This window comes from Streptomyces sp. CAU 1734 (assembly GCF_039888735.1).
Taxonomy (GTDB): domain Bacteria; phylum Actinomycetota; class Actinomycetes; order Streptomycetales; family Streptomycetaceae; genus Streptomyces.
Genome location: NZ_JBDQQP010000015.1, coordinates 78,644 through 102,924, shown reverse-complemented (window position 1 = coordinate 102,924; position 24,281 = coordinate 78,644). Strand labels below are relative to the sequence as shown.

Genomic DNA, 24,281 nt, shown 5'->3' with positions numbered 1-24,281 from the left:
ACGGAAGCAGGGCACAAAGGAGGGGACAGGCTCCCCGGTCACCGTCGAAAGGCAGCAGCGCACCATGTCCGTCATCGTCGTCTCCGGCACCGGTACCGAGATCGGCAAGACCATCGTCACCGCGGGGCTGGCCGCCCTCGCCCGCGCCGCCGGGCGGCGGGTCGCCGTGCTCAAGCCGGCGCAGACCGGGGTCGGCGCCGGTGCGGACGGTGATCTGGCGGAGGTGGCCCGGCTCGGCGGCGAGGTGTACGGACGGGAACTGGCCCGTTTCCCCGAACCGCTCGCGCCCGCCACGGCGGCCCGGCGGGCCGGGGCCGCCGGAGTGCGGCCCGAGGCCATCGCCGGCGCCGCCCGGGAGCTGGCCGGGGAGTACGACCTGGTGCTGGTGGAGGGTGCGGGCGGGCTGCTGGTCCGCTTCGACGAGGCCGGCGGCACCCTCGCCGACGCGGCCCGGCTGCTCGGCGCGCCGGTGCTCGTGGTCGCCCCGGCCGGTCTCGGCACCCTCAACTCCGCCGCGCTCACCGGTGAGGCCCTGCGGGCGCGCGGGCTGGAGCAGCTCGGGGTGGTCGTCGGGAGCTGGCCGGCCGAGCCCGATCTGGCCGCCCGGTGCAATACGGCCGATCTGCCCGGGGCGGCGGGCGCGCCGCTGCTCGGCGCCGTGCCCGAGGGCGCCGGGCGGCTGGCCCCGGCGGACTTCCGCGATCGTGCGCCGGGGTGGTTCGCTCCCCCGCTGGGCGGGGTGTGGGACGCCGGGGCGTTCACCGCGGCCGCGCTCGGGGCGGATTCCTCCGTACGCTGACCGGATGCGCGCACGGATCGACGAGATCGTCTTCGACTGCCACGACCCCGCTCCGCTGGCCCGGTTCTGGGCCGGAATCCTGGGGGGCGACCCGGTCGACCGGGGCCCCGGATGGTCGTATGTGGACCCGCCGGAGGGGATCCGGATCGCCTTTCAGCGCGTTCCCGAGGGGAAGACCGCCAAGAACCGGGTCCATCTCGATCTGGACGCGGGCGACCTCGTGGCGGCGGCGGACGCGGCCGTCCTCCTCGGTGCCGTACGGCAGGGCGGGGTGGTCGCCGATGAGCAGGGGCGGTTCCAGGTGCTGCTGGACCCGGAGGGGAACGAGTTCTGCTTCGTCTCCCCCGGGGACGGAGCCCCGGCGGGCTGAGAAGAGAGCCGCGTACGGCACCCGGGAGGGGACGCACCCGCCGCCCGGAGAAGGCGGCGATGTTCTCGCGCCGTACCGCCCTGGCCCGCGACACCGTTCGCCATCCGCTGTTCGCCCGGTTCCACGTCCGGCTGAGCGACGCCGCCGAGAGACCGGTGCGGGAATCGCGGAGTACCGGGCGGAGCTGCCGGCGGGGCTCTCCGGGCGGGTGATCGAGATCGGCGCCGGCCGCGGTCCGAACTTCGCGCACTACCCGTCCGCCGTCTCCGGGGTGGTCGCGATCGAGCCGGAGCGCACCCCGCGGGCGCCGGCGGCCGGGCCGTGCCGGCGGCTGCGGGTGACCGGGCACGGTCCGCCCGCACCGGCCTCGCCGTCGGTCCCGGGGACGGCCCGCCGGCCGCTCGCCGGAGTGTGACGGCGGAGGGTGCCGGGAGCCCCGCCGCACCCGGGTCCGTACGCCGGAAAGTCGGCTGCGTGCCCGGTCCGCCACATGGTTGGCTCGGACCATGACCGATGCACGCATACGCACCGCAGGGGCCGCTGAGGCCGGGGCCGTTCTCGCCTTCTGGAAGGAGGCGGCGGAGGGCACCTCCATCACCGATGACGTGGAGGGGGTGACCAGGCTGATCGCCCGTGATCCCGAGGCGCTGATTCTGGCCGAGTCCGACGGCCGGATCGTCGGCTCCGTCATCGCCGGTTACGACGGCTGGCGGTGTTCTCTCTACCGGCTCGCGGTACTGCCGGCCACTCGCCGCCAGGGCATCGGAGCGGCCCTGCTTCAAGCCGCTGAGCTGCGGTTTCGTGCTCTGGGCGGGCGACGCGGCGATGCGATGGTGCTGGAGGTCAATGAGCTCGCGCAGCGGGCGTGGGAGGCCGCCGGGTACCACCGCGAGGATCACTGGCGGCGCTGGGTGAAGCCCTACGCCGCCCCGGACGGCACCGCCGGTCACCGGAGAGCGGAGCACGCTGGATAGTCTGGTGCGGCCTCCCCGCAGCAGGACTTTGCCGGTCCTTTACTATGGGGAGGATCATCGGCCTCCGTACGAAAGGTGTGAGCGTCCGTCCATGGACGAGCCTCCCAGTAGCAGACATCGCGCGTTCCTCCCGCCCCTGCACGACCATGGGACGGAGGTGACCCGATGACCGAAGTACTCCTCTTGTTCGTGGCGCTGCTCCTCTCACTCCTGTGCGGTGTTTTCGTCGCGGCGGAGTTCTCTCTCACCACCGTCCAGCGCAGTGATCTCGAACGAGCCGTCGAGCGCGGCGAGCGCGGCGCGGTGAGTGCCCTCAAGGCGGTGCGCGGGCTCACCTTCCAGCTCTCCGGCGCGCAGCTGGGCATCACCGTCACCAATCTGATCGTCGGCATGCTCTCCGAGCCCTCGATCTCCAAGCTCATCCGAGGGCCGCTGGAGGACCTCGGCATCTCCCCGTCCGTCTCCTCCTCGCTCGCCCTCGTGCTGGGCACCGCGCTCTCCACCGTCGTCCTGATGGTCGTCGGTGAGCTGGTCCCGAAGAACTGGGCGATCTCCCAGCCGCTCGTCGTGTCGAAGGTCGTGGCACCGGCACAGCGGTTCTTCACCGCGGCTTTCAAGCCGCTGATCAGCCATCTCAACAACACGGCCAACCGGATTCTGCGGCGGCTCGGCATGGAGCCGACCGAGGAGCTCGCCTCCGCGCGCAGCCCGCAGGAGCTGGTGGCCCTCGCCCGGCACTCCGCCAAGGAGGGCGCGCTGGAGGCGGACACGGCCGAGCTGTTCGTCCGTACGCTGAATCTGGCCGAGCTGACCGCGGAGAATGTGATGACTCCGCGTGTTCAGGTCACCGCGCTGGACCTCCAGGCCACGGCCGAGGACGTCGCCAACGCCACCCGGGCCACCGGGCTCTCCCGTTTCCCGGTCTACCGGGGCAATCTCGACACGGTGGTCGGTATCGCGCACATCAAGGACGTGCTGGCGCTTCCGGCGGAGCTCCGCCCCCGGCGCAGCGTGGCCGAGGTGCTGCGCGAGCCGCTGCTGGTCCCCGAGTCGCTGACCGTGGACCGGCTGCTGGACCGGCTCGCCGGCCGCTCGACGATGGCCGTGGTCATCGACGAGTACGGCGGCACGGCCGGTGTGGTCACGATGGAGGACATCGTCGAGGAGGTCGTCGGCGAGGTGCGGGACGAACACGACCCGCACGAGACGCCGGATCTCGCCGACGCCGGGCAGGACGCGGACGGCCGCTCCCTGTGGTCGGCGGACGGCGCCGCCCGCACCGACCAGCTGGAGCAGGTCGGCCTGCGGGTGCCCGAGGGGCCGTACGAGACCCTGGCCGGTCTGGTCGCCACCGAGCTGGGACGCATCCCGGCCGAGGGTGACCGGATCGATCTGGAGGGCTGGCGGCTCGATGTCGTGGACGCCTCCGGCCGCCGGGCGGCGCGCGTGCTGATGCATGCGCCCGTCGCCCCGGCCGGGACCGATGCCGACGGCGAAACGGCCGGGGCCACCGGACCCGAGGAGGCCGGACGATGATCGCGATCCAGCTTCTGATCGGCTTTCTGACCCTGGTGGTCAACGCCTTCTTCGTGGGCGCCGAATTCGCGCTGATCTCCGTACGGCGCAGTCAGATCGAACCGGAGGCGGAGGCCGGGAACCGGCGGGCGCGCAGTGTGCTCTGGGGACTGGAGCACGTGTCGGCGCTGCTGGCGGCGGCACAGCTCGGCATCACCCTGTGCACCCTGATCCTCGGCATCGTCGCGGAGCCCGCGATCGCCCATCTCCTGGAGCCCGCGTTCCACTCGCTGGGCGTGCCCGAGGGCGCCATCCATCCGATCTCGTTCGTGATCGCGCTGGCCCTGGCGACCTATCTGCACATGCTCCTGGGCGAGATGGTCCCGAAGAACATCGCTCTGGCCGAGCCGACGCGTACCGCGCTGATCCTCGGCCCGCCGCTGGTGGCGATCGCGCGGGCGCTCCGTCCGGTGATCTTCACCATCAACGCCTTCGCCAATGTGCTGCTGAGGCTGCTGCGGGTGGAGGCCAAGGACGAGGTCGCGGCGACGTTCTCGGACGACGAGCTGGCCCGGATGGTGCGGGACGCCGGTGACGCCGGACTGCTCGACGACCGTTCGGCGGAGCGGCTGCGCGACGCGCTGGAACTGGGCCGCCGCCCGGTCAGCGATGTGGTGATGCCGGTCGAGCAGGTGGTGTACGCGCGGGTCGGAACGACTCCGGAGCAGCTGGAGCAGTTGTCGGCCCAGTCCGGATTCTCCCGCTTCCCGGTGATCGACTCGGGCCGCAACATCGCCGGCTATCTCCATGTGAAGGACGCGCTGGACGCCGCTCCGCGCGATGTCGCCTTCCCGGTGACCGCGCTGCGGCCGATCGCCCGGGTACGGGCGGCGACCCCGCTGGACGACGTACTGACGGCGATGCGCCGCAGCCGCACCCACCTGGCGGCCGTCCTCGACGAGGACGGCTCGCCGGAGGGCCTGGTCACGATGGAGGACGTCCTGCGCGAGCTGGTCGGCCGCCACGGCTGACCCCTGGCCCTGCCGAGCCGCCCGACGGCCCGGGTCCCCTCTCCGGGGCCCGGGCCGCCGGGCGTGAGGGGTCCGGGTGCGCGTCCGGGGTGCGGGCCTGTCCGGGGCACGGATCCGTCAGGGGCACGGATCCGCGTCCGGCGCCGAGGGCACTCCGGCCCTGGAGGTGGAACCGGCGGGCGGGGAACTTGCCGGAACCCGGGTCCGCAGGTCACCGCGCCTTCGCGGGGCTCCGCCCCGCACCCCGCGCCTCAATCGCCGGCGGGGCTTGAATGGCGCGCCTCTGCCCGCCGGCCGGGAACCCCGGCCCCGCTGGGGGCAGCTGTCGGGTGAGGGGTCCGGGGTTCAGCCCGGCATGGCCCCGGGCACGAAGCCCGGCACGGGTCCGGGCCCGGGTCCCGGGCGGAGCCCCGCCTGCGTCGGGGTGCGGGCTCCCGGGCACGGCTGGACGCGACCCAGGGCGCGGGGTCCGGGGCACAGAAGAGGGCGTTTCAGAACACCGGTACCGGGCGGAGCCGCGGGAAAGATCCGGCACAGGTCCGGCACGAAGCCCGGCACACACCAGAGTGTGGGTCCCCCGGCACAGCCAGGCGCCGGCCAAGGCACGGGGTCCGGGGCGCAGGACGGCGTGCGTCCGAGTGCGGAGCCCGGCGCGGGGCGCGGCCCGGTGCAGGGTCCGGGCGCGCGGTCCTCGCAGGCCGGAGCGCGGGGTCCGGGGCGGAGCCCCGGTTTCGGGAAGGGGCGGGGAGGGGAAAAGGCCCCCACTGGGGCCACCCGCCGAGGGGACGCGCCGCCACACCCGACCCCACCCCGCCCGGTAAAATCACTCCGCCATGCAGAACCACCCTCACTACACCAGCTTCGTCGCGGTGGGCGACTCCTTCACCGAAGGCATGTCGGACCTGCTCCCCGACGGTTCCCACCGGGGCTGGGCGGACCTCCTCGCGTCCCGCCTCGCCGCCCTCACCCCCGGTTTCCGCTACGCGAACCTCGCCGTGCGCGGCAAGCTCATCGGCCAGATCGCCGCCGATCAGGCACCCCCCGCGGCGGCGATGCGCGCCGATCTCGTGACCCTCGTCGGCGGGCTCAACGACACCCTGCGGCCGGGCTGCGACATGGGCAGGGTGCGGGCCCGGCTGGAGGAGGCCGTGGAGATCCTGGCCCCGTCCTGCCGGCGGCTGGTGCTGATGCACAGCCCCGGCCGCACGGGCCCGGTCATGGAGCGGTTCCGTCCGCGCATGGAGGAGCTCTTCGCGCACATCGACGTCCTGGCCGCCCGGCACGGCGCGCTGGTGATCGATCTGTACGGCTCCGGCGCGCTCGGCGACCCCCGGCTCTGGGACGCCGACCGGCTCCACCTCGCCCCGGAGGGGCACCGGCGGGTCGCCGAGGCGGTCTGGCAGGGGCTCGGCTTCCCGGCCGAGGCGGACTGGCGGGCTCCGCTGCCGCCGTCCCTCCCGCCGGGCTGGACCGCGCGCCGCGCGGACGATCTGCGCTTCGCCCGCCGCCATCTGGGCCCGTGGATCGGACGCCGCCTCACCGGCCGCTCCTCCGGCGACGGCCGGGCGGCCAAACGCGCCGAACTGCTCCCGTATCACCCGCCCGGGCCCTGAGCCGCGCCGTCTTCGTGCCAACCTACAAACGGAACCACGGCGTCGGCCTGAATAAAGGGCCTATAGAGTACATACACGTGACTGCTGTGTCTGCGAAGCCTCGCATCCCCAATGTCCTGGCCGGCCGCTACGCCTCGGCGGAGCTGGCGGCCCTCTGGTCCCCCGAACAGAAGGTGAAGCTGGAGCGCAGGCTCTGGCTCGCGGTGCTGCGCGCACAGAAGGATCTCGGTGTCGAGGTGCCGGAAGCCGCCCTCGCCGACTATGAGCGGGTCCTCGACCAGGTCGATCTCGCGTCGATCGCCGAGCGGGAGAAGATCACCCGCCACGATGTGAAGGCCCGGATCGAGGAGTTCAACGCACTCGCGGGCCATGAGCAGGTCCACAAGGGCATGACCTCGCGCGATCTCACCGAGAATGTGGAGCAGCTCCAGATCCGGCTCTCGCTGGAGCTGGTGCGCGACCGCACGGTCGCGGTGCTCGCCCGCCTCGGCAGGCTCTCCGCCGAGTACGCCGAGCTGGTGCTGGCCGGGCGCTCGCACAATGTGGCGGCGCAGGCGACCACCCTGGGCAAGCGGTTCGCGACCACCGCCGATGAGCTGCTGGTGGCGTACGGACGGCTGGAGGAGCTGCTGGGCCGCTACCCGCTGCGCGGCATCAAGGGCCCGGTCGGCACGGCGCAGGACATGCTCGATCTGCTGGGCGGCGACGCCGCCAAGCTCGCCGAGCTGGAGGAGCGGATCGCCGGACATCTGGGCTTCGCCCAGGCGTTCACCTCGGTCGGCCAGGTCTACCCCCGGTCGCTCGACTACGACGTGGTCTCCGCGCTGGTGCAGCTGGCCGCGGCGCCCTCCTCGCTCGCCAAGACGATCCGGCTGATGGCCGGGCACGAGCTGGTCACCGAGGGCTTCAAGCCCGGCCAGGTCGGCTCATCCGCGATGCCGCACAAGATGAACACGCGTTCCTGCGAGCGGGTCAACGGCCTGATGGTCATTCTGCGCGGCTACGCCTCGATGACCGGGGAGCTGGCGGGCGACCAGTGGAACGAGGGCGATGTGTCCTGTTCGGTGGTACGCCGGGTGGCGCTGCCGGACGCGTTCTTCGCGCTGGACGGGCTGCTGGAGACCTTCCTGACCGTGCTGGACGAGTTCGGCGCCTTCCCCGCCGTGATCGCCCGGGAGCTCGACCGCTATCTGCCCTTCCTCGCCACCACCAAGGTCCTGATGGGCGCGGTGCGGGCCGGGGTCGGCCGGGAGGTCGCGCACGAGGCGATCAAGGAGAACGCGGTGGCCTCGGCGCTGGCGATGCGCGAGCAGGGCGCGGAGCGCAATGAGCTGCTGGACAAGCTGGCGGCGGATGAGCGGATTCCGCTGGACCGCGCGGAGCTGGACGCGCTGATGGCGGACAAGCTGTCCTTCACGGGTGCGGCGGCGGATCAGGTCGCCGTGGTGGCCGGGCGCATCGAGGAGATCGTCAAGCGGCACCCGGAGGCCGCCGGTTACACCCCCGGCTCGATTCTCTGATCCAGGGGCACCATCCGGGGCGGGTCCGCGCGGGCGTTGTGCCCGTGCGGACCCGCTTCGGTGAAATGACGTGACAAGGGGTGCGGCATGAAGGCGGAGGAGTTGGCGGCGGCCCGCGGCCGGCTGGTGGCGGATGTGATCGCGGATGATCTCACCGTCCTGTTCTGCGGGATCAACCCCGGGCTGCTGTCGGCGGCCACCGGTCATCATTTCGCCCGGCCGGGCAACCGGTTCTGGCCGGTTCTGCACCGGTCGGGGTTCACCGGACGGCAGCTGAAGCCCTCCGAGCAGGATGAACTGCCGGCCCTGGGGCTCGGCATCACCAATGTGGTGGCGCGGGCCACGGCACGCGCCGACGAGCTCGGCGGCGATGAACTGCGCGAGGGCGGCCGGCTGCTGCGGGCCAAGGTGGCCGCGGTGCGGCCGCGCCTGCTGGCCGTGGTAGGGATCACCGCGTACCGCACGGCCTTCGGGGAGCGCGCGGCGGTGGTCGGGCCGCAGGAGCGGCGGATCGGCGGGACGCGGATCTGGGTCCTGCCCAACCCGAGCGGGCTGAACGCGCACTGGACACTGGAGTCGATGGCGGAGGAGTTCGGCCGGCTGCGGGCGGCGGCGGAGGAGTCCGGCCCGCCCCCCGCTCCACCGGTGGCCGACTGATCCCTCGGAAGGGTCCGGGGCGTCCGGTTGCGCCGGGCACGGCAGGGCCGGCCGGGCCGCCCGGCGGCCTCCGGACAATCCGCGCCCGGGGTGCCACGACGGCCATCCCGCCCGTTCCGGGAGAGATCGGATCACGGTCGCGGCACTGCGCGCACCGATCGTGCACAGCGATCGGCCAACGAGTACGATCCGGCAGACACACAAGCCCGAACTGCGCGAGTGAGGGCTGGAAGGAAACATGGTGGGGCGGCTGACCGGCGGGGATCCGTCGCTGCTGCGGCGGATCAACTCCGCGGTGGTACTCCATGCCCTGCGGGGCGCTGGCTCTCCGACTCTCACGGATCTCACCCGGCTCACGGGCCTGTCCCGGCCGACCGTCGAGGGCGTGATCGAGGGGCTCATCGAGGCCGGGCTCGTGAGCGAGTCCGTACCCGAGGAGGGCGAGGCCCGTCGCCAGGGCAGACCCGCGCGGCGCTTCCGCTTCCGGGTCGAGGCAGGACATCTCCTGGGCGTGGAGATCGGCCCGCACCGGGTCGCCGCGCTGCTGTCGGGCCTGGACGGGCGGATCATCGGAGCCGGTTCCCGCGAGGTCTCGGAGTCCGCGTCGGCGGACGACCGGCTGGAGCGGGTGCGGCTGGTGATCGCGGATGTGCTGCGGCGGTCCGGGGTCTCCCGCACCAATCTGCGGGCGGTGGGCGTGGGGTCCCCGGGGATCGTGGAGGCGGACGGAACCGTACGCCTGGGCACGGCGCTGCCCGGCTGGACCGGACTGCCGCTCGGCCAGCGGCTGCAGCGCTCCTTCCGCTGTCCGGTGCTGGTGGAGAACGACGCCAACGCGGCGGCGGTCGCCGAGCACTGGAAGGGCTCGGGGCGGGACTGCGACGACATGGTGTTCGTCCTGGCGGGGCTGAGCCCGGGGGCGGGTTCGCTGATCGGCGGCCGGCTGCACCGGGGGTTCGGCGGCGCGGCCGGCGAGATCGGGGCGCTCCATCTGCTGGGGCGCGAGGTCTCGCCGGAGACCCTGCTGTCGACCACGGACGAGCCGCTGCACCCGCTCGACGAGCATGCGGTGGCGAATGTCTTCACGCTCGCCAAGCAGGGGGACACCCGGGCGCAGGCGGCGGTGGAACGTTTCATCCAGCGTCTGGTGCACGATGTGGCGGCGCTGGTGCTGGCGCTCGATCCGGAGCTGGTGGTGATCGGCGGCTGGGCGGCCGGTCTGGACGGGGTGCTCGATCCGCTGCGGGACGAGCTCTCGCGGTACTGTCTGCGGCCGCCGCGAGTGGCGCTGTCGCTGCTGCGGGAGGCGGCTGTGGCGACGGGTGCGCTCCGGCTGGCACTCGACCATGTCGAGGAGGAGCTGTTCGCGGTGGAGGGCACGGTCACGGCCCGGCGCTAAGCCGTTTCTTACGGATCCTGCCGGGGCTCGCGTGCCCTTCGGGCGCAGGCGGAGGGTCCGGTGCGTGCGGTCGCGAGGCGGAGGACGGAGTCCACGCGGAGCGCCGGCGGCCGATACCGACGCGGCGTGGGGCACCATCCGTGCCGCCGGGCCCAGGGGGTGTGCGTGCCGGAGCATGCCGGGCCGGCAGGATCCGCAGGAGACGGCCCGGGATCCTTCCTCCGGATCGGGCTGGGTGAGTGAGTGGGGGCGTCCCCCTGCCCCTCGGAGGGAACGCGGTGCCCGGCGGGGGTACGGGAGAGGCACGCGAGCGGGCGCCGCGCACGGGTCGCCGGGGCCGGGGATGCCTTCCGGACGGGAGACCGGGTGGGCCGGCGGCCGGTGGTTCGCCGGCCGCGCGCGAATGACGGTTGTTCGCGGGCGAGTTGCCGCCGCATCCGGCACACGCTGAGTGACCAAAGTCACGCCTTGGCCGAATACGCTCCGTAGGCGGAATGACGACGGTACGGCGGTCGGCCCGGGCGCCGGGGGAACTCCGGGGCGCCGGAGCGCGGCCCGCCGGGGGATACGGACGGGGGCGTACGGACGGGGAACGCGCGCACCGGCCGGGACGGCCGAGACCGCCGGGCGCGGCCGGCTCCGCGGCGGCCGGCCCCTGCGGATTCCGGAACCGGACGAGCCCGGGCGCGCTCCCCACCGCTGATGCGGTACGGATGCCCCGGGCACGGCAGAGCCGGGACCGATCCGGATCGCCCCCACGATCCGCTCTTGATCGGTTCCCGGCACGCTGGGACGGGAAGCGGCACGCGCTCAGGAAGCGCGGCGCTCCTCGCCGTGGTGGCTGATCTGTACGTCGCCGGAGTCCCCGAAGGTGAGCCGGCAGGTGTCCGCCCGGTAGGTGGCCACGGTCACGGCCGCGGTCCTGCCCCGGGAGAAGTACCGGGTGGTGACGACGAGCACCGGTGCGCCGGGGAGCCGGTCCAGCTCCCGGGCGTCGTCCGCCCGCGCCGAACCCAGCTCGACCGCGCGGTCCTGGCCGTCCAGTTCGAGTCGCTGCAGCTCACGCAGGACATTGCGGGCCCTGGCCGGGCCGGACGGTGCGTCTATGGCCGAGATGTCGGGCACGGACTGGGCCGGTACGTAGAGCAGTTCGGCCGCGACCGGCTGCCCGTGGCTGACCCGCAGCCTGCGCAGCGTGTAGGTCTCCTCGTCGGGGTCGGTCCCGAGCATCCGGGCGACGGAAGCCGGCGGCACCGCCCTGGCGCCTTCGTACGACTGCCAGGCGTCCTGGGCATCGCCCGGCCAGACCTGCCGGCCGGTGGAGACGTCCACCCCCATGCGCGGTGGCGCGACGGTGGTGCCGACGCCCCTGCGGCGCTGGAGCCTGCCTTCGAGTTCGAGCTGTTCGAGAGCTTGGCGGAGCGTCGCGCGGGCGACGCCGAAGCGTGCCGCGAGATCCCGCTCGTTCGGCAGGATCTCCCCCACCGCGAAGTCCGAGTCGAGCGCTTCGCCGATCACTGTCTTGAGGTGCCAGTACTTCGGTTCCGGCACTGCTTCCAGCTGCGTGGTCCCCACCCTGATCCTCCGCATTCGCCGTGTCAGCGGCGGCTTTTCCGCGCCCTTGTTTATTAAAGGTTCCTGCACTATCTCTGCCGACCATAGGACGGCGCGGCGACTTGGTCAAGACCAATACTGCGTTCGTCACCCTGCGAAGTCGATGGAACGAGGCAAGCGTTCACAGGGTGTTAGCACCCCAGTGAAACCCGCGTCGCGCTCGGTCCATGCTTTTTCGGACAGGGCTCTGACGTGCAGAGAGGGGCTTCACATGAGTGCCGCCGCAGTGTCTTTGTCAGGATTGCGCACGATGTAGACACACTGAATATGTCCGTCCGTTTTCCTCTGCCGAGCAACGATGCACGGCATTCCGCTGAAGAGGACGAGTGATCCAGGACAGCGGTTCATCCCGGCGATCGAATCCGCGTCCGGAATCCGCTCTTTCGCGGCGGCGGGAGTGATGCACCGGGTACCGCCCGCGCCCATCGGGGTCTGTGGGCTTCGCGGGGGCAGTGTGTTCCGTGGTGTCAGTGGAGGCCGTACGACCCGCGGGGGCTCGGCGGTCGCCGCCACCCTCTCCGCTGTCGTGGCCGTGGTGACCGCCGGCGCCGGTGCCGGGGTCGTTGCCGCGTCGGCGGCGGGTTGGATGACGGCAATAGTGCCGACTCCGGTGGAAAATGCCTGCTCAGTGGGGTTGGCCCGAGCATGTCGGCAGCGAGTGGCGGCCATTGCGCACACCCCGGGGCCGCGCCCGGGGCCGCTCCGCGCGAGCCGTCCGGTGCCGCTCCGCACAAGGGACCCCCTCCACACAAAGGAGGGGACACGGGGAGAGGGAGTACGGGCGCCGCGCGCCGGCCGGATCCGCTTCGGCGGTCGGGCGCCGAAGTGGCCGCCGGCCCGAGCGGAGCGGTCGGGCGCTCCGCTCGTCTCTTCCCCGCCGGGCCGTCCCGGCCGGCTCCTCCGGCCGGCGGCCACAGCGCCGGTGACGCGGCCGGGCAGCCGGAAACACGCACCGGACCCTGAGGTCCGGCGCGCTTCGAGGACATCGATCCGCGCTTCTTCGAAGGGCTCGGGTCGCACTTCGAGAACGGCGGTCGAGGTGTCGGTCGCCACCCGCCCATCCCAACGGAAATGGGGGCGTCCTGTCCAGGCGGCGCCGCCGCGTCATATGTCTACCGGCCGGATGTCGCGGTCGGTGCGCCGGATGTCACGGCCGCCCTCTTGAACTGAAATCTACCCGGCGGTAATTGTTACTGACAGCCCGTCTACAAGGGTTGCGCTGGGGCGACACGAAGGAGCAATAACCATGGTCGCGGACATTTCATTCTCCATCGGGTCTCCTCAGGGCGCCCGAACGGTCTCCGTCTCCTACAAAAGGATTGGCGCGGGAGAGCCCCTGCTGCTCCTTCACGGCATAGGCCACCATTGGCAGGCATGGGGGCCGGTGATCGACATTCTCGCCACCGAGCGGGATGTCACGGCCATGGATCTGCCCGGATTCGGAATATCGTCGCCGCTGCCCGACGGTGTGCCGTACGACCTGGAGTCCGTCGGCTCCGTACTCGGCGGGTTCTGCCGCGCGCTGGGGATGGAGCGCCCGCATGTCGCGGGCAACTCCCTCGGCGGGCTGCTCGCCCTGGAACTGGGGCGGAGCGGTCTCGCGCGGTCCGTCACCGCGCTCTCCCCCGCCGGCTTCTGGAATGAGCGGGAGCGCCGCTACGCCTTCGGCGCGCTGCGGGCGATGCAGACCGGGGCCCGGTCCATACCGGTGCCGCTGATAGAGCGGCTCTCCCGGACGGCCGCCGGGCGGGCGGCGCTGACCAGCTCCATCTACGCCAGGCCCGGACGGCGCTCACCCGATTCGGTCGTCGCCGAGACCCTCGCGCTCCGCACGGCCACGGGCTTTCGCCAGACGCTCACCGCCGGGCGGGATGTCCTGTTCACCCATGACATGGGGGATGTTCCGGTCACCATCGCCTGGGGCAGCCGCGACCGGCTGCTGCTGCGCCGGCAGGGCGTCCGGGCCAAGCGGGCGATTCCCGGCGCCCGCCTGGTCAGGCTGCCCGGCTGCGGGCACGTTCCGATGAACGACGATCCGGCCCTGGTCGCCCGGGTCATCCTGGACGGCAGCCGCGGCTGACCCGCGGGACGGTCCCGCACGGCCGAGGAGTCCGGAACCGAGCGCCGCCCCGGCACCCACCAGCACACCGCCGGCCGCCTGGGCGGCGCCGAACGAGCCCGCGCCGACGAGCGGCGCGGTGAGCGCCGCGACGAGCGGGATGAAGCCGGTGAAGAGGGTCGCGCGCTCGGTGCCGATCCGCTGGATGCCCATGTACCAGGTGACGAAGCCGATGACGGTGACCACGCCGGCCTGCCAGAGCAGCGCCCCCGTCTCGGTCGCGTCGGGCATCCGGACGAAGCCGGATCCGTCCAGGACGACTCCGATGACCGCCGCCTCGACGGCGGCGACACCGCAGACGCAGGCGGTCAGCAGCCGGGGGCCGAGCGGGCGCAGCACCGGTGCGGCGAGCACGGCGAATCCGACCTCGCCGAGGAGGGCGGCCACCGACCAGAGGACCCCGGCCGTGTCGGTGCGCCCCCAGCCCTGGACGGTGAAGGCCCCGGCGGCGACGAGAAGGGCTCCGTACAGGACGGGCCTGGTGGGGCGGCGGCTGTCCATGAGGGGGACGAGGACGGCGACGATCACGGGCGCGCAGCCGACGAACACCCCCGGAACAGCGGGTTCCGATGTCCGTTCGGCGGCCAGGATCGCCAGGTTGAAGCCGACCATGCCGACCCCGGCGAGCAGGGCGATCCGTCCCCACTGGCGGCGGGTCAGGGCGCGTACCGGAGCGATCGCAGCCCGGCCGCCGAGCAGGGGGAGCAGCAGCAGGAAGGCGAGTGCGTACCGTACGGCCTGCCCGCCCGCGTACGGGTAGTCGCCGAGCAGGCTGTTGGCGGTGAAGGACGCTCCGACGAGGGAGTAGGCGAAGACGACGAGCAGCACCCCGCGCATGGCGTCGGGGTCCAGGGGATTCCTCCGGTGGTTCATGGGTCCGACGCTAGGGATCGGGGCGGTCCCCTTTAAGGTCCACTTCCATGACTGCATCGGGGACCACTTCTTCGGCATCGACGGCTGCACCGGGCTTCCCGGGAGACGTGGAAGGGAGCACTCCGGCCGGTCCGGGCACGGAGGGGAACGCTCCGGCCGGTCCGGGCGCGGAGGGGAGTACTCCGGCCGGTCCGGGAGACGCGGGTTCCTGGAGCGCCGCCTGGGAACTGCTGCTGCCCGCCGCCGGCGCGCCGGCCCGGCAGCGCGGCCGGGCGCTTCAGTCGGCGCTGCGGGACGCGGTCCGCTCGGGGCGCCTCGCCGCCGGCACCCGGCTGCCGTCCAGCCGCGAGCTCGCGGCCGACCTCGGGGTCTCGCGCGGCCTGGTGACCGAGGCGTACGAGCAGCTCACCGCCGAGGGCTATCTCCGCAGCGGCCGGGGCTCGGGCACCTGGGTCGGGGAGGCGGCGCGCGCCGGGGTGCGGGCCACGCGGGATCTCGCGCCGCGCGCTCCCGGCGTGCGGGTGGACTTCCGGCCGGGAACCCCTGACCTCTCGCTCTTTCCGCGGGCCGCGTGGGTCGCGGCGCAGAAGTCCGTACTGGCCCGCCTGCCCCATCAGGCACTGGGCTACCCCGATCCGCGCGGGCTCCCCGAACTCCGCACCGCGCTGGCGGAGCTGCTCACCCGGCGCCGGGGTGTGGTGGCCGATCCCGAGTGTCTGGTGGTGTGTTCGGGTGTCACCCAGGCGACCACCGTGCTCGGGCTCGTCCTGCACGGTCACGGTGTGCGGGCGATCGGGGTGGAGGATCCGGGCAGCCCCGGGCACGGGCCGGTCTTCACCGCCGCGGGCATGGGAATGGTGCCGCTGCCGCTCGACGGCGGCGGGCTGGCGATGGAGCCGCTGCGCCGGTCCGGGGTGCGCGCGGTGATGACGACCCCGGCCCATCAGTTCCCCTCCGGAATCGCCTACTCCGCGCAGCGCCGGGTGGAGTTGCTGGACTGGGCGCGGGCGGTCGACGGGGTGATCTTCGAGGACGACTACGACGGTGACTTCCGGTACGACAGGGCTCCGGTGGGCGCGCTCCAGGGGCTGGATCCGGACCGGGTGGCCTACAGCGGTTCGGTGAGCAAATCCCTGGCACCGGGCCTGCGGCTCGGCTGGCTGCTGGTCCCGCCGCGGCTGATGGACGAGGTGGTCGAGCGGAAGCGGACCATGGATCTGGGCAATCCGGCGCTCGATCAGGCGCTGCTGGCGGATTTCATCGCCCGGGGCGGCTACGACCGTCAGCTGCGGCGCTGCCAGCGTGCCTACCGGGAGCGGCGCGACGCGCTGGTGCGGGCGCTCGGCGAGCATCTCCCGGGGACCGAGGTCAGCGGAATCGCCGCAGGTCTGCACATCATCGCGCGGCTGCCCGAGCGGTACGGGCCGGAGTCGCGGCTGCTGGAGTGCGCGGACCGGGCCGGGGTGGCGGTGCGGGCGCTCTCCGCCCATCTGACGGTGCCGGTGGAGGAGCCGGGGGTGCGGCTGGTCATCGGGTACGCCCATCTCGCGCCGTCCGACATCGCACGGGGCGTACGGCTGCTGGCGCGGGCGGCGGGCAGCCGCTGAGCCGGCCCCGGGCGTGACCCGGCGCTGTGGCGAGAAGTCGCCAAGGTGCTCGTCGGGGTGACAAACGCGCAGGTGGGAGGGTGTTGGGGGCGTCGCTGCCGGGACCGGGAGGTGAACGGCCGGGGCTGGGCGGCCGGTTGACCGGTCCGATTGTCAGTGCCGGGATCTACGGTCCCTTCCATGACGCGATCCATGCAGGCGCTCGCCTACACCCGGCCGTCCGTTCTCTCCTCCGCGGGAGACGGCGGCCTGCTCGGCCTGGAGACTTCCGGCGGGCTCACCCCCGCCGGGGCGGAGGCCCATCCGACGTTCTTCTCGGGGTTTCTCGCATCACCCGGCGCGGCGGCCCGCGGCCTGCTGGCGGTGGCCGATGTGGCGGGTGCCCGGTATTTCGACCCCAATCGGCGCGCGCTGCTGGATCCGGTGGTGACGGGCAATGGCGACCGGCTGCGGTTCGAGTCGTTCTCCGGCTGCTGTGGGGTGTACGCCCGGCTGGATGTGCTGCGGGAGGGGCTGGGCGGTGCGGACACCGGCCATGGCACCACCAATGTGGATGTCAACAATCCGCTGCGGGAGGCGCTTTCCCGGCTGACCGGGCAGAGCCCGCTGCATCTGCGGGTGGGGCCGCAGGAGATGGCCGTGACCACGCTGGACGGGCCGGTGGTGGAGAAGAAGGTGCCGCTGCCGGAGCGCTGGCTGCGCGGCTTCGCCGAGGCGCAGGTCGCCACGGCGGGATTCGATCTGCGGGCGGAGCTGCCGGCGGGCGAGGCGGTGCGCTTTCTGCGCTCGCTGCCGAGGTCCACCGGCGGGGCGTCGCGTGAGGTGCGCTGGGTGGTGCCCGCCGGGCGGACCCTGCGGCCGACCACCCGGCCGGCGGCCGGGGCGATCTGCCTGCCCGGCCCGGAGCGGCTGACCGCGCTCCAGCGGGTGCTGCGCCATGCCACCGCGCTGCGGGTGTACGGCCCCGCCGGGGTCCCCGGGGCGGCGACCGCCGCGGCCTGGGAGGTGGCACTGCCCGGAATGCGGCTCACCCTGACCCTTTCGCCGGGCACGGCGCGCGGCTTCTCGGGCGAGGGCGGGGTGCTGGAGGCACTGGCGACCGACGAGGCGGTGCGGGACGCCGAGCTGATCTCGGTACTGCTCGCCTGGGAGCCGAGGATCGATCCGGCGGAGCTGGCGGAGCGGTCGGGGCTGCCGGCCGAGCGGGTTCGGGCAGCCCTGGTGCGGCTGGGCACCGCCGGCAGGGTCGGCTATGACGTGGCGGACGCGGCCTATTTCCACCGGGAGCTGCCCTATGACGCGGACCGTGCGGAGCGGCACAATCCGCGGCTGGTCTCGGCCCGCGCCCTGGTGGCGGCCGGAGCGGTGACCGTGAGCGGGGAGTCGGCGTCGGTGGTGTCGGGTGAGCGCACCTACCGGGTGCGGGAGGCCGGCGGGATGTTGCGCTGTACCTGCGCGTGGTGGGCGGATCATCAGGGACGGCGCGGGCCGTGCAAGCACGCTCTCGCGTTCCGGATGGTCCGGCGCGGGGCGACCGCGGGAGCGGCGGCCGGCTCGGCGCACACCGGGGGTGTCCGGTGAAGAAGATGATCGATGCCGTGCGGCGGGGTGCGGCGAAGGAGATTCCCGGGCTGCTGGAGGAGTTGTCGCCGGCGGACCGCAAGGCGGCGCTCGCGGAGCTGAAGACGGTGCGTGCGGAGCTCCGTGACTGGGGCTGGGACCGGTGGCGGGAGCAGATCGGGATTCGCTCGGCGCTGCTGGTCGCCGGGGCCGGGTGCCACACCGGCGCGGCGGCGGCGGCCGGGTGGATCGGCGCCCAGGGGCTGCGGACCGGCAGGCACATGGCGCATGGCCCGCTCCTGGAGGTGCTCGCCGGGCGGGAGCCCCGGTGGCTCGCCGATGTCGCCCACCGGCTCGCCGCCCGCCGGTCCACCGCCGCGGAGGACTACTCGCTGATCCGGGAGCTGGTGGAGCTCTCCGGCTGTGAAGTGCCCACCACCGACGGCTATGTGCAGGGCTGGGCGCGTACGGTTTCCCGTGCCCGCAAGGATCTCAGGGAGCTGCACCTGGACCCGCAGGCGGCCGTGCTCGTGCCGCGGCTGTTCGAGGCCCCGGAGTCCGCCGGTGAGCTGGCCTGGCTGATGGATCCCGATGACCCGGCGCAGTGGCCCTCGGTGCTGGCCGGGCTTCCCGGTCATGGCGTGGTGGAGCGGGCGGTGTTGGTGGACGGCTGTGTCTCCCGGCTGCTGCGCGGGGGGCGGCCGGGCGATCTGCGGGTCTTTCTGACGCTGCTGCGGCGGTTCGCGCCGACTCCGGAGGAGGAGCGGGCGAGGACCGCGGACTGGGTCGGCATGGCCGCCGACGGCGCGGCGCCGGTGGCCGGTCATGCCCAGGAGGTGCTCATCCGGCTCGCCGAGCGGGGCGAGCTGCCGGCCGGGACCCTGGCGGAGGTCTCGGGCGCGGTGCTCTTCCGGACCGAGAAGAAGCTGGTGCGGGCCCAGCTGTCGCTGCTGGGGAAGGTGTTGCGGGTCCATGCGAGGGCCGGGGCCGGCGGCGCGGAGGCCGTGGGTGTGCTGCTTCCGGCCGTGGCGGATGCCTTCGGCCATCCGGACACGGGAATTCAGGAGCGGGCGCTGAAGCTGGCGGCGCGGTATCTCCCGGCGGTGGGTGAGGAGGTGCGGGCGGAGCTGGCCGCCGCGGCGGGGCAGTTGAGCCCCGGGCTGCGCGCCGGGGCCGCCGAGGTCTTCGGCGCTCTGCTGCCGGCGGAGGAGGCCGGGGAGTACGAGGAGATCCTGCCGGTGGTCACGGCGCCGCGCGAGCTCGCCCCGGCGGCGGAGTCGGTGGCGGAGCTGGTCGAGGATCTGCTGGTGCTGACCGGCGGGGCGCGGCGGCCCGCGCTGTTCGAGCGGACGCTGGACGGTCTGGTCCGGTGGCACCACCGTGCGCCGACGGAGCTGGCCGGTGCTCTGCGCGAGGCACTGGCGGGTGCCTGGTGGCTGAACCGGTCGGATCGGCCCTGGATCACCTACGACCGGAGCCCGGACGGCGTGGAGATCGTGGTGGCCGCTCTTCTCGGTCTCGTACCGGTGGAGACCCTGCGGCAGGCCGACAAGCACTCGGTCTCCGCGAATATCTGCCCGCACTCCGGGCTCAGGAGTGTTGAGCGGGCCCGCTTGTGGGAGGCGGCTCACCGCGCCCGGATCGCTCCGCTGCCTTTTCTGCTGGCCACACCGACCCTGGAGTCGGGGGTGCTCGACGCGGGCGTGCTGGTGGAGCGGCTGGCGGAGTACCACCGGCTGGGAATCGCTCCGAGACCGGCCGATTTCACTCAGGCGCTGCTGCGGGTGGCACCTGATGCCTCCGGTGCCGCCGCGGTGGCCGCGGCGGCGATCGGCAGCGAGGAGGGCGGCCGGCTCGCCGCCTGGCTCACCGGCGAGGGTCCGGAGATGCCCGGTCTCCTCCCGGACGACCCGGACGAGGAGAGCGGGGCGGCACCGTCCGGGGAGGAGCCGGCACGGGAGGAAGAGCCGGCCGGCGAACCCTCCGGGACCGGTGAGGCCGGGGATGCCCGCGAGGCAGGGCGGAAGCGGTCCCGGCAGCGCGGCACGATCACCCGGCGGCTGGTGCGGGAGGCCCGGATCCTCATGGGAGCGCAGCGGGACTTCCCCAAGGCGTTCCGCTGGCTCGGGGCGACGGATCCCGGCCGGCGCTGCTCCCACTACTGCGGATACTGGCAACCGCAGTGGGCCGTCGTGTTCCCGCACCACCGGGAGGCGCTGGCGCACTGGATGACACCCCGGCGGAACGGCAGCGGAAGCGACTGCCGCGAAACCGCCGGCTGTCTGCCGGTTCTGGCCGAGGCGGGTGCCCCCGGCGAGGCCGCCGGGCCCGCGCTCCATCGCGCCCTGGCCGCCGGTATGAACGCCGACCGTGCGGAGGATCGCCTCGCGGTGGTGGACGCGATGCTGGTGCTGGCCGCCCGGGGACAGCTGGATCCGATACGGCTCGGCGAGGGCGCGGCAAAGCTGATCCGGCATCGCGAGGTGAAGCTCAACCGGTTCACGGACGCGCTGCGCACCGGCGCGGAGACCGGGGCGCAGGTGACCGTCTGGTCGGTGCTGGCCGCGGCGCTGCCGGTGCTGCTCGCCACCCGGCCGGCACCGGCGGGGCTCGGCGGGGTGCTGGCGGTGGCCGCCGACTGCGCCGAGCGCTGCGGGCCGGCGGTGCGGACGGCTCCGGTGGCGGGGGCCGGGGAGCGAATACCCGGGCTCGCGGAGCTGGCCGCGCGCGGCGGCTCCTCCCAGACCGTCACCCAGGCGGCACGGCTGCTCAGAGCGGTGCGGCCCTGAACACCACGGTACAGAGCACTGAAAATGGTGAGAAAAGTGACATCTTTATGCTTAACTCATCGGTCACAATCCGTTTGTGATCACGCAACACGGTTCGGCGAGAGTGCTGCCATGACCGATGTGATGACCCCGAAGCAGACCCGCCGGCCCCATCACTGGCGGCGGGATCTCGTCGAACTGGCAGCGGTGTTCACCGCTGTGGCGGTGGCGGACACCATCGCCAAGCTGGTCGGCCATGGGCCCGATGGGCCCTGGCTGCTCATGGTCTCGGCGGCGGCCCTGCTGGGCACCGCCGTCTTCCACACCTGGTGGGCGCGGCGGCACAGCCATTCCCCTCCACCGGATGCCGGGACCAGTGGTACCGGTGCCGGCGGTGCGGATGCCCGGCCCGGGACGGTACCCGGGCCGGGCCCCGGCGGGTCCGCGCCCGGGTCCGGTGGCGATGACGGGTCCGGCACCGCCGAGGGAGCCGCCGACGACGGCGGGGAGCGGTCCGGGCATCCCCGGGAGACCGCGCTCTGGCGGATGCGCACCACCGTGCGGGACACACCGGGGAGCCTGGCCGCCCTGTGCGCGGCGCTCGCCGGGCTCCGGGTCGACATCCTCACCCTCCAGACGCACCCACTTGCCGAGGGCACGGTGGACGAGTTCCTGCTGCGCGCCCCGGTGCCGGTGCGGGCCGAGCGGCTGACCGGGGCGGTCTCCGCCGCGGGCGGCACCCGCACCTGGATCGAGCGCGCCGACGCCCATGACCTCGTCGACACCCCGGCCCGGGTGCTCCAGCTCGCCACCCGCACCGCCTTGGACGCCGCCGAGCTGCCGCTCGCGATCCGGCAGCTTCTCGGGCGGTGCACCATCCACTCGCGCCCGGCCGTCTCCCCCACGGGCCGGCCGGCCGGGGATCTCCCGCCCGTGGAGGGGGCACTGGAGGAGACCGTGATGCGGCTGCGCGATCCGAGCGGGGGCACGCTCACCGTGGAGCGGGCGCATCTCCCCTTCACTCCGACGGAGTTCGCCCGGGTGCGCGCGCTGGTCGAGCTCGATGCCCGGCTCGGCCCCCGGGTGCCGCATGTCCGCGAGGTGCTCACCCTGCCCGAGGGCAATGAGATCACGGTGCGCCGGGCCGACCGGCGTGACATCGAGGCGGCCGAGGCCATGCACCAGCGGTGCTCCGAGCAGACACTGCGGCTGCGGTACCACGGCCCGGTCGGGGACGCCCACCGCTATCTCGACCATCTGCTGAGCCCCCGGTTCGGCCGCACTCTCGCGGTACGAACGGCCTCGGGCCGGCTGGTCGGCCTCGGCCATCTCCTCTGGGACGGGGATGAGACCGAGGTGGCGCTGATCGTCGAGGACGCCTGGCAGCGCCGGGGCATCGGCTCCGAACTGCTCGGCCGGCTGGTCGCGATGGCCGGGGAGACCGGCTGCCGGAGTGTGTACGCGGTGACCCAGTCGTCCAACACCGGCATGGTCGCGGCGATGCGCGGCCTGGGGCTCCCGCTCGGTTATCAGCTGGAGGAGGGCACCCTGGTGATCACCGCCCGGCTGGACGGCACCGGGACGGACGGGGCGGGCAAGGCGGATGACGCCCGGCGGGCACGTCCGGACCGGTGGGCGGTACCGGATCCGGCCGCGGGGCCGGGTGCGCGTTCCTGACCGGCGCCCGGCGCCCATCGCCCCGCCGGGTGCGGGGCGCCGGAGGCCGGGCTTCACGGGCGGAAGCGGCCGATGGCCGCTGACCGCTGACCGGCGCGCACCGGACTCGGCATCGGAGCGGGACGGGGCGGGACTGGCCGGCCTCAGCACGGTCGGCCAGTCCAGCGTGACCGCAGTACCCCGCCCTGGCCGGGCGGGGCGGCCTGAGCCTGGCGGGGCGGGCCGGGGCGGTCAGGCGGAGTGGGCCGGGGCGGGGCGGTGGGCGATCGGCGCCGTACCGCGCTCCGGGCCGGCCGCGAGGGCTCCGCTCAGATCGGCCCAGAGGTCGTCGACATCCTCCAGGCCGACCGAGAGCCGGAGCAGCCGGTCGCCGACACCGGCCTCGCGCCGGTCCGATTCGGCCACGATCCGGTGGCTGATGGAGGCCGGGTGCTGGATGAGGGTGTCCACACTGCCGAGGCTCACCGCGGGGGTGATCAGCCGCACCCCGGCGATGACCCGGTGCGGATCGCCGCGGACCTCGAAGGAGACCATCGCACCTCCGATACGCGGATAGTGCACCCGCGCGATCCGGGGATCGGCGGCCAGCCGCCGGGCGAGTTCGGCCGCCGAGGCGGATGCCGCCCGGACCCGTACCGGGAGGGTGGAGAGGCCGCGCAGCAGCAGATAGCCGGCGAGCGGATGAAGTACTCCGCCGGTGGCGAAGCGGACCTGCCGCAGGGCGCCGGCGAACTCCTCGTCGCAGGCGACCACTCCGCCCATCACATCACCGTGTCCGCCCAGATACTTGGTGGCGCTGTGCAGCACGATCCGGGCGCCGAGTTCCAGGGGCCGCTGGAGCACGGGCGTGGCGAAGGTGTTGTCGACCAGGAGGGGTACCGAGCCGCAGGAGTGGCGGACCGCGGCGATGTCGATCTCCGCGAGCGTCGGATTGGCCGGGGTCTCGACCATGACCAGGCCCGTGTCGGGGCGGATCGCGGAGGCGACCCCGGCGGGGTCGGTCCAGGTCACCTCGGTGCCCAGCAGTCCGGCGGAGAGCAGATGGTCGCTGCACCCGTACAGCGGCCGGACGGCGACGACATGACGGAGTCCGCTGCTCGCCCGGGCCAGGAGTACGGCGGTGAGCGCGGCCATCCCGCTGGCGAAGGCCACCGCGCTCTCGGCGCCTTCGAGCCGGGCGAGCGCGGTTTCGAACCGGGCCGTGGTGGGGTTGTCGAGCCTGGCGTACACGGGCGGGCCGTCAGGGAGGGCACCGGTGGCGGCGAAGGCGTCGATCCGCGCGGCCTCGGCGGCGGCGTCGTGGGAGGGGTAGGTCGTGGACAGATCCAGGGGTGCTGCATGCAGACCGAGCCGGGCGAGGTCGTCACGTCCGGCGTGGACCGCTTCGGTGGCCAGGGCCCGGGGTACGGGCTCGGCGAAAGCTGCGTTCTCCATGCCCGCAGGGTGAACCGCTACCCGGTGGTAGCTACATCTTCCCGTGTTACGTTCGGCCAATGACCGAATCCATCGCTCTCGACCCGGTGGACCTCACGATTCTTCGCCTTCTGCAGAACGACGCCCGGATGACCTATCGCGATCTGGCCGCCGAGACGGGAGTCGCCCCGTCCACCTGTCTCGACCGCGTCACCCGGCTGCGGCGATCGGGAGTGATACTCGGCCATCGGCTGGCGCTGGACCCCGCCCGGCTGGGGAGACATATCGAGGCGCTGCTCTCCGTGCAGGTGCGCCCCCACCGCAGGGATCTGATCGGTGAGTTCGTGGAGCGGATACGGGCCCTGCCCGAGTCCCGGGCGCTCTTCCATCTCACCGGCCCGGACGACTATCTGGTCCATGTGGCCGTCGCGGACACCGCCGACCTGCAACGGCTGGTCGTGGACGAGTTCACCTCGCGCCGCGAGGTCGCCCGGGTGGAGACCCGGTTGATCTTCCAGCAGTGGGAGTGCGGCCCGCTGCTTCCCCCGGCATCCCGGGAACAGCCCGCCGCCGCCCGGGACACCGGCCCGGCGGGCAGGGGGCCGGTACGCGCCGGAGTGGTGCGCCGCGGTGCGGACAGTGGCGGAAACTGACTGCCCGATCAGTTGGCAGCACCCGCTCACAAGCCGATATCCAGTCAGTATCCGGAATCTGGTGCGTTTCTCCGGACGCCACGGGCGGAACCAGGGTGACGCGGGGGCCCCACTCGTAC

Annotated in this window: 17 protein-coding genes and 2 pseudogenes; 16 read left to right on the top strand and 3 right to left on the bottom strand. The window is 73.4% G+C overall.

The window, feature by feature from the left end; translation table 11 throughout:
• The first annotated feature begins 64 nt into the window (after positions 1–64).
• The 10 genes and pseudogenes from bioD (at position 65) to AAFN69_RS26925 (ending at position 9,878) form a co-directional block, all read left to right on the top strand.
• The gene (bioD, locus tag AAFN69_RS26970; RefSeq protein ID WP_347731402.1) at positions 65–799 is read left to right on the top strand and encodes a dethiobiotin synthase; all 735 of its coding nucleotides are present in this window, start codon (positions 65–67) and stop codon (positions 797–799) included.
• 4 nt (positions 800–803) lie between these two features.
• Complete coding sequence (locus AAFN69_RS26965) at positions 804–1,169, top strand: VOC family protein (RefSeq protein ID WP_347731400.1); 366 nt, start codon at positions 804–806, stop codon at positions 1,167–1,169.
• A gap of 59 nt (positions 1,170–1,228) precedes the next feature.
• A pseudogene (locus AAFN69_RS26960) lies at positions 1,229–1,473 on the top strand (SAM-dependent methyltransferase); the annotation flags it as partial.
• A 202-nt stretch (positions 1,474–1,675) separates the two neighbouring features.
• Complete coding sequence (locus tag AAFN69_RS26955) at positions 1,676–2,143, top strand: GNAT family N-acetyltransferase (protein ID WP_347731398.1); 468 nt, start codon at positions 1,676–1,678, stop codon at positions 2,141–2,143.
• Between the two features lie 165 nt (positions 2,144–2,308).
• Positions 2,309–3,679, top strand: coding sequence for a hemolysin family protein (locus AAFN69_RS26950; RefSeq protein WP_347731397.1), 1,371 nt, complete (start codon positions 2,309–2,311; stop codon positions 3,677–3,679).
• The gene (locus AAFN69_RS26945) at positions 3,676–4,689 is read left to right on the top strand and encodes a hemolysin family protein (protein WP_347731396.1); all 1,014 of its coding nucleotides are present in this window, start codon (positions 3,676–3,678) and stop codon (positions 4,687–4,689) included. Before AAFN69_RS26950 ends, AAFN69_RS26945 begins: the two co-directional genes overlap by 4 nt.
• 833 nt (positions 4,690–5,522) lie before the next feature.
• Positions 5,523–6,302 carry an SGNH/GDSL hydrolase family protein gene (locus AAFN69_RS26940; RefSeq protein WP_347731395.1) on the top strand — a complete coding sequence of 260 codons (780 nt, stop codon included), beginning with the start codon at positions 5,523–5,525 and terminating at the stop codon, positions 6,300–6,302.
• A gap of 77 nt (positions 6,303–6,379) precedes the next feature.
• Positions 6,380–7,822: an adenylosuccinate lyase gene (purB, locus tag AAFN69_RS26935; RefSeq protein WP_347731394.1), complete on the top strand. Its 1,443-nt coding sequence runs from the start codon at positions 6,380–6,382 to the stop codon at positions 7,820–7,822.
• An 87-nt stretch (positions 7,823–7,909) separates the two neighbouring features.
• The gene (mug, locus tag AAFN69_RS26930) at positions 7,910–8,479 is read left to right on the top strand and encodes a G/U mismatch-specific DNA glycosylase (protein WP_347731393.1); all 570 of its coding nucleotides are present in this window, start codon (positions 7,910–7,912) and stop codon (positions 8,477–8,479) included.
• Positions 8,480–8,720: 241 nt separating this feature from the next.
• Entirely contained in the window at positions 8,721–9,878 is a 1,158-nt protein-coding gene (locus AAFN69_RS26925) for an ROK family transcriptional regulator (protein ID WP_347731501.1), read from the top strand.
• 810 nt (positions 9,879–10,688) lie between these two features.
• Here the strand turns inward: AAFN69_RS26925 and AAFN69_RS26920 are convergent.
• Positions 10,689–11,453, bottom strand: coding sequence for a GntR family transcriptional regulator (locus AAFN69_RS26920; RefSeq protein WP_347731392.1), 765 nt, complete (start codon positions 11,451–11,453; stop codon positions 10,689–10,691).
• Positions 11,454–12,738: 1,285 nt separating this feature from the next.
• Between AAFN69_RS26920 and AAFN69_RS26915 the strand changes: the two genes are divergently transcribed.
• Positions 12,739–13,572 carry an alpha/beta fold hydrolase gene (locus AAFN69_RS26915; protein ID WP_347731391.1) on the top strand — a complete coding sequence of 278 codons (834 nt, stop codon included), beginning with the start codon at positions 12,739–12,741 and terminating at the stop codon, positions 13,570–13,572.
• Between the two features lie 51 nt (positions 13,573–13,623).
• Here the strand turns inward: AAFN69_RS26915 and AAFN69_RS26910 are convergent.
• Positions 13,624–14,448 (bottom strand): annotated as a pseudogene (locus AAFN69_RS26910) (DMT family transporter); the annotation flags it as partial.
• A gap of 263 nt (positions 14,449–14,711) precedes the next feature.
• On the opposite strand from AAFN69_RS26910, the gene AAFN69_RS26905 reads away from it, so the two are divergent.
• From AAFN69_RS26905 to AAFN69_RS26890, 4 genes are all read left to right on the top strand, one after another.
• Complete coding sequence (locus AAFN69_RS26905; protein WP_347731500.1) at positions 14,712–16,091, top strand: PLP-dependent aminotransferase family protein; 1,380 nt, start codon at positions 14,712–14,714, stop codon at positions 16,089–16,091.
• A 180-nt stretch (positions 16,092–16,271) separates the two neighbouring features.
• The gene (locus AAFN69_RS26900; protein WP_347731390.1) at positions 16,272–17,672 is read left to right on the top strand and encodes an SWIM zinc finger family protein; all 1,401 of its coding nucleotides are present in this window, start codon (positions 16,272–16,274) and stop codon (positions 17,670–17,672) included.
• A 5-nt stretch (positions 17,673–17,677) separates the two neighbouring features.
• Positions 17,678–20,440, top strand: coding sequence for a DUF6493 family protein (locus AAFN69_RS26895; protein ID WP_347731389.1), 2,763 nt, complete (start codon positions 17,678–17,680; stop codon positions 20,438–20,440).
• A 111-nt stretch (positions 20,441–20,551) separates the two neighbouring features.
• Entirely contained in the window at positions 20,552–22,096 is a 1,545-nt protein-coding gene (locus AAFN69_RS26890; protein ID WP_347731388.1) for a GNAT family N-acetyltransferase, read from the top strand.
• Positions 22,097–22,327: 231 nt separating this feature from the next.
• Here the strand turns inward: AAFN69_RS26890 and AAFN69_RS26885 are convergent, their stop codons facing one another.
• Positions 22,328–23,530, bottom strand: a complete 1,203-nt coding sequence (locus AAFN69_RS26885) for a PLP-dependent transferase (RefSeq protein ID WP_347731387.1) — start codon at positions 23,528–23,530, stop codon at positions 22,328–22,330.
• Positions 23,531–23,589: 59 nt separating this feature from the next.
• On the opposite strand from AAFN69_RS26885, the gene AAFN69_RS26880 reads away from it, so the two are divergent.
• Positions 23,590–24,162: an Lrp/AsnC family transcriptional regulator gene (locus tag AAFN69_RS26880; RefSeq protein WP_347731386.1), complete on the top strand. Its 573-nt coding sequence runs from the start codon at positions 23,590–23,592 to the stop codon at positions 24,160–24,162.
• The last annotated feature ends 119 nt before the right edge of the window (positions 24,163–24,281 follow it).

Excerpts from the sequence above, each read along its gene's own strand:
- AAFN69_RS26880 (WP_347731386.1), top strand. The coding sequence starts at position 23,590 with ATGACCGAATCCATCGCTCTCGACCCGGTGGACCTCACGATTCTTCGC.
- AAFN69_RS26885 (WP_347731387.1), bottom strand. The coding sequence starts at position 23,530 with ATGGAGAACGCAGCTTTCGCCGAGCCCGTACCCCGGGCCCTGGCCACC.
- AAFN69_RS26965 (WP_347731400.1), top strand. The coding sequence starts at position 804 with ATGCGCGCACGGATCGACGAGATCGTCTTCGACTGCCACGACCCCGCT.
- AAFN69_RS26945 (WP_347731396.1), top strand. The coding sequence starts at position 3,676 with ATGATCGCGATCCAGCTTCTGATCGGCTTTCTGACCCTGGTGGTCAAC.
- AAFN69_RS26890 (WP_347731388.1), top strand. The coding sequence starts at position 20,552 with ATGACCGATGTGATGACCCCGAAGCAGACCCGCCGGCCCCATCACTGG.
- AAFN69_RS26955 (WP_347731398.1), top strand. The coding sequence starts at position 1,676 with ATGACCGATGCACGCATACGCACCGCAGGGGCCGCTGAGGCCGGGGCC.
- AAFN69_RS26895 (WP_347731389.1), top strand. The coding sequence starts at position 17,678 with ATGATCGATGCCGTGCGGCGGGGTGCGGCGAAGGAGATTCCCGGGCTG.
- AAFN69_RS26900 (WP_347731390.1), top strand. The coding sequence starts at position 16,272 with ATGACGCGATCCATGCAGGCGCTCGCCTACACCCGGCCGTCCGTTCTC.
- AAFN69_RS26950 (WP_347731397.1), top strand. The coding sequence starts at position 2,309 with ATGACCGAAGTACTCCTCTTGTTCGTGGCGCTGCTCCTCTCACTCCTG.
- AAFN69_RS26915 (WP_347731391.1), top strand. The coding sequence starts at position 12,739 with ATGGTCGCGGACATTTCATTCTCCATCGGGTCTCCTCAGGGCGCCCGA.
- bioD (WP_347731402.1), top strand. The coding sequence starts at position 65 with ATGTCCGTCATCGTCGTCTCCGGCACCGGTACCGAGATCGGCAAGACC.
- AAFN69_RS26940 (WP_347731395.1), top strand. The coding sequence starts at position 5,523 with ATGCAGAACCACCCTCACTACACCAGCTTCGTCGCGGTGGGCGACTCC.
- mug (WP_347731393.1), top strand. The coding sequence starts at position 7,910 with ATGAAGGCGGAGGAGTTGGCGGCGGCCCGCGGCCGGCTGGTGGCGGAT.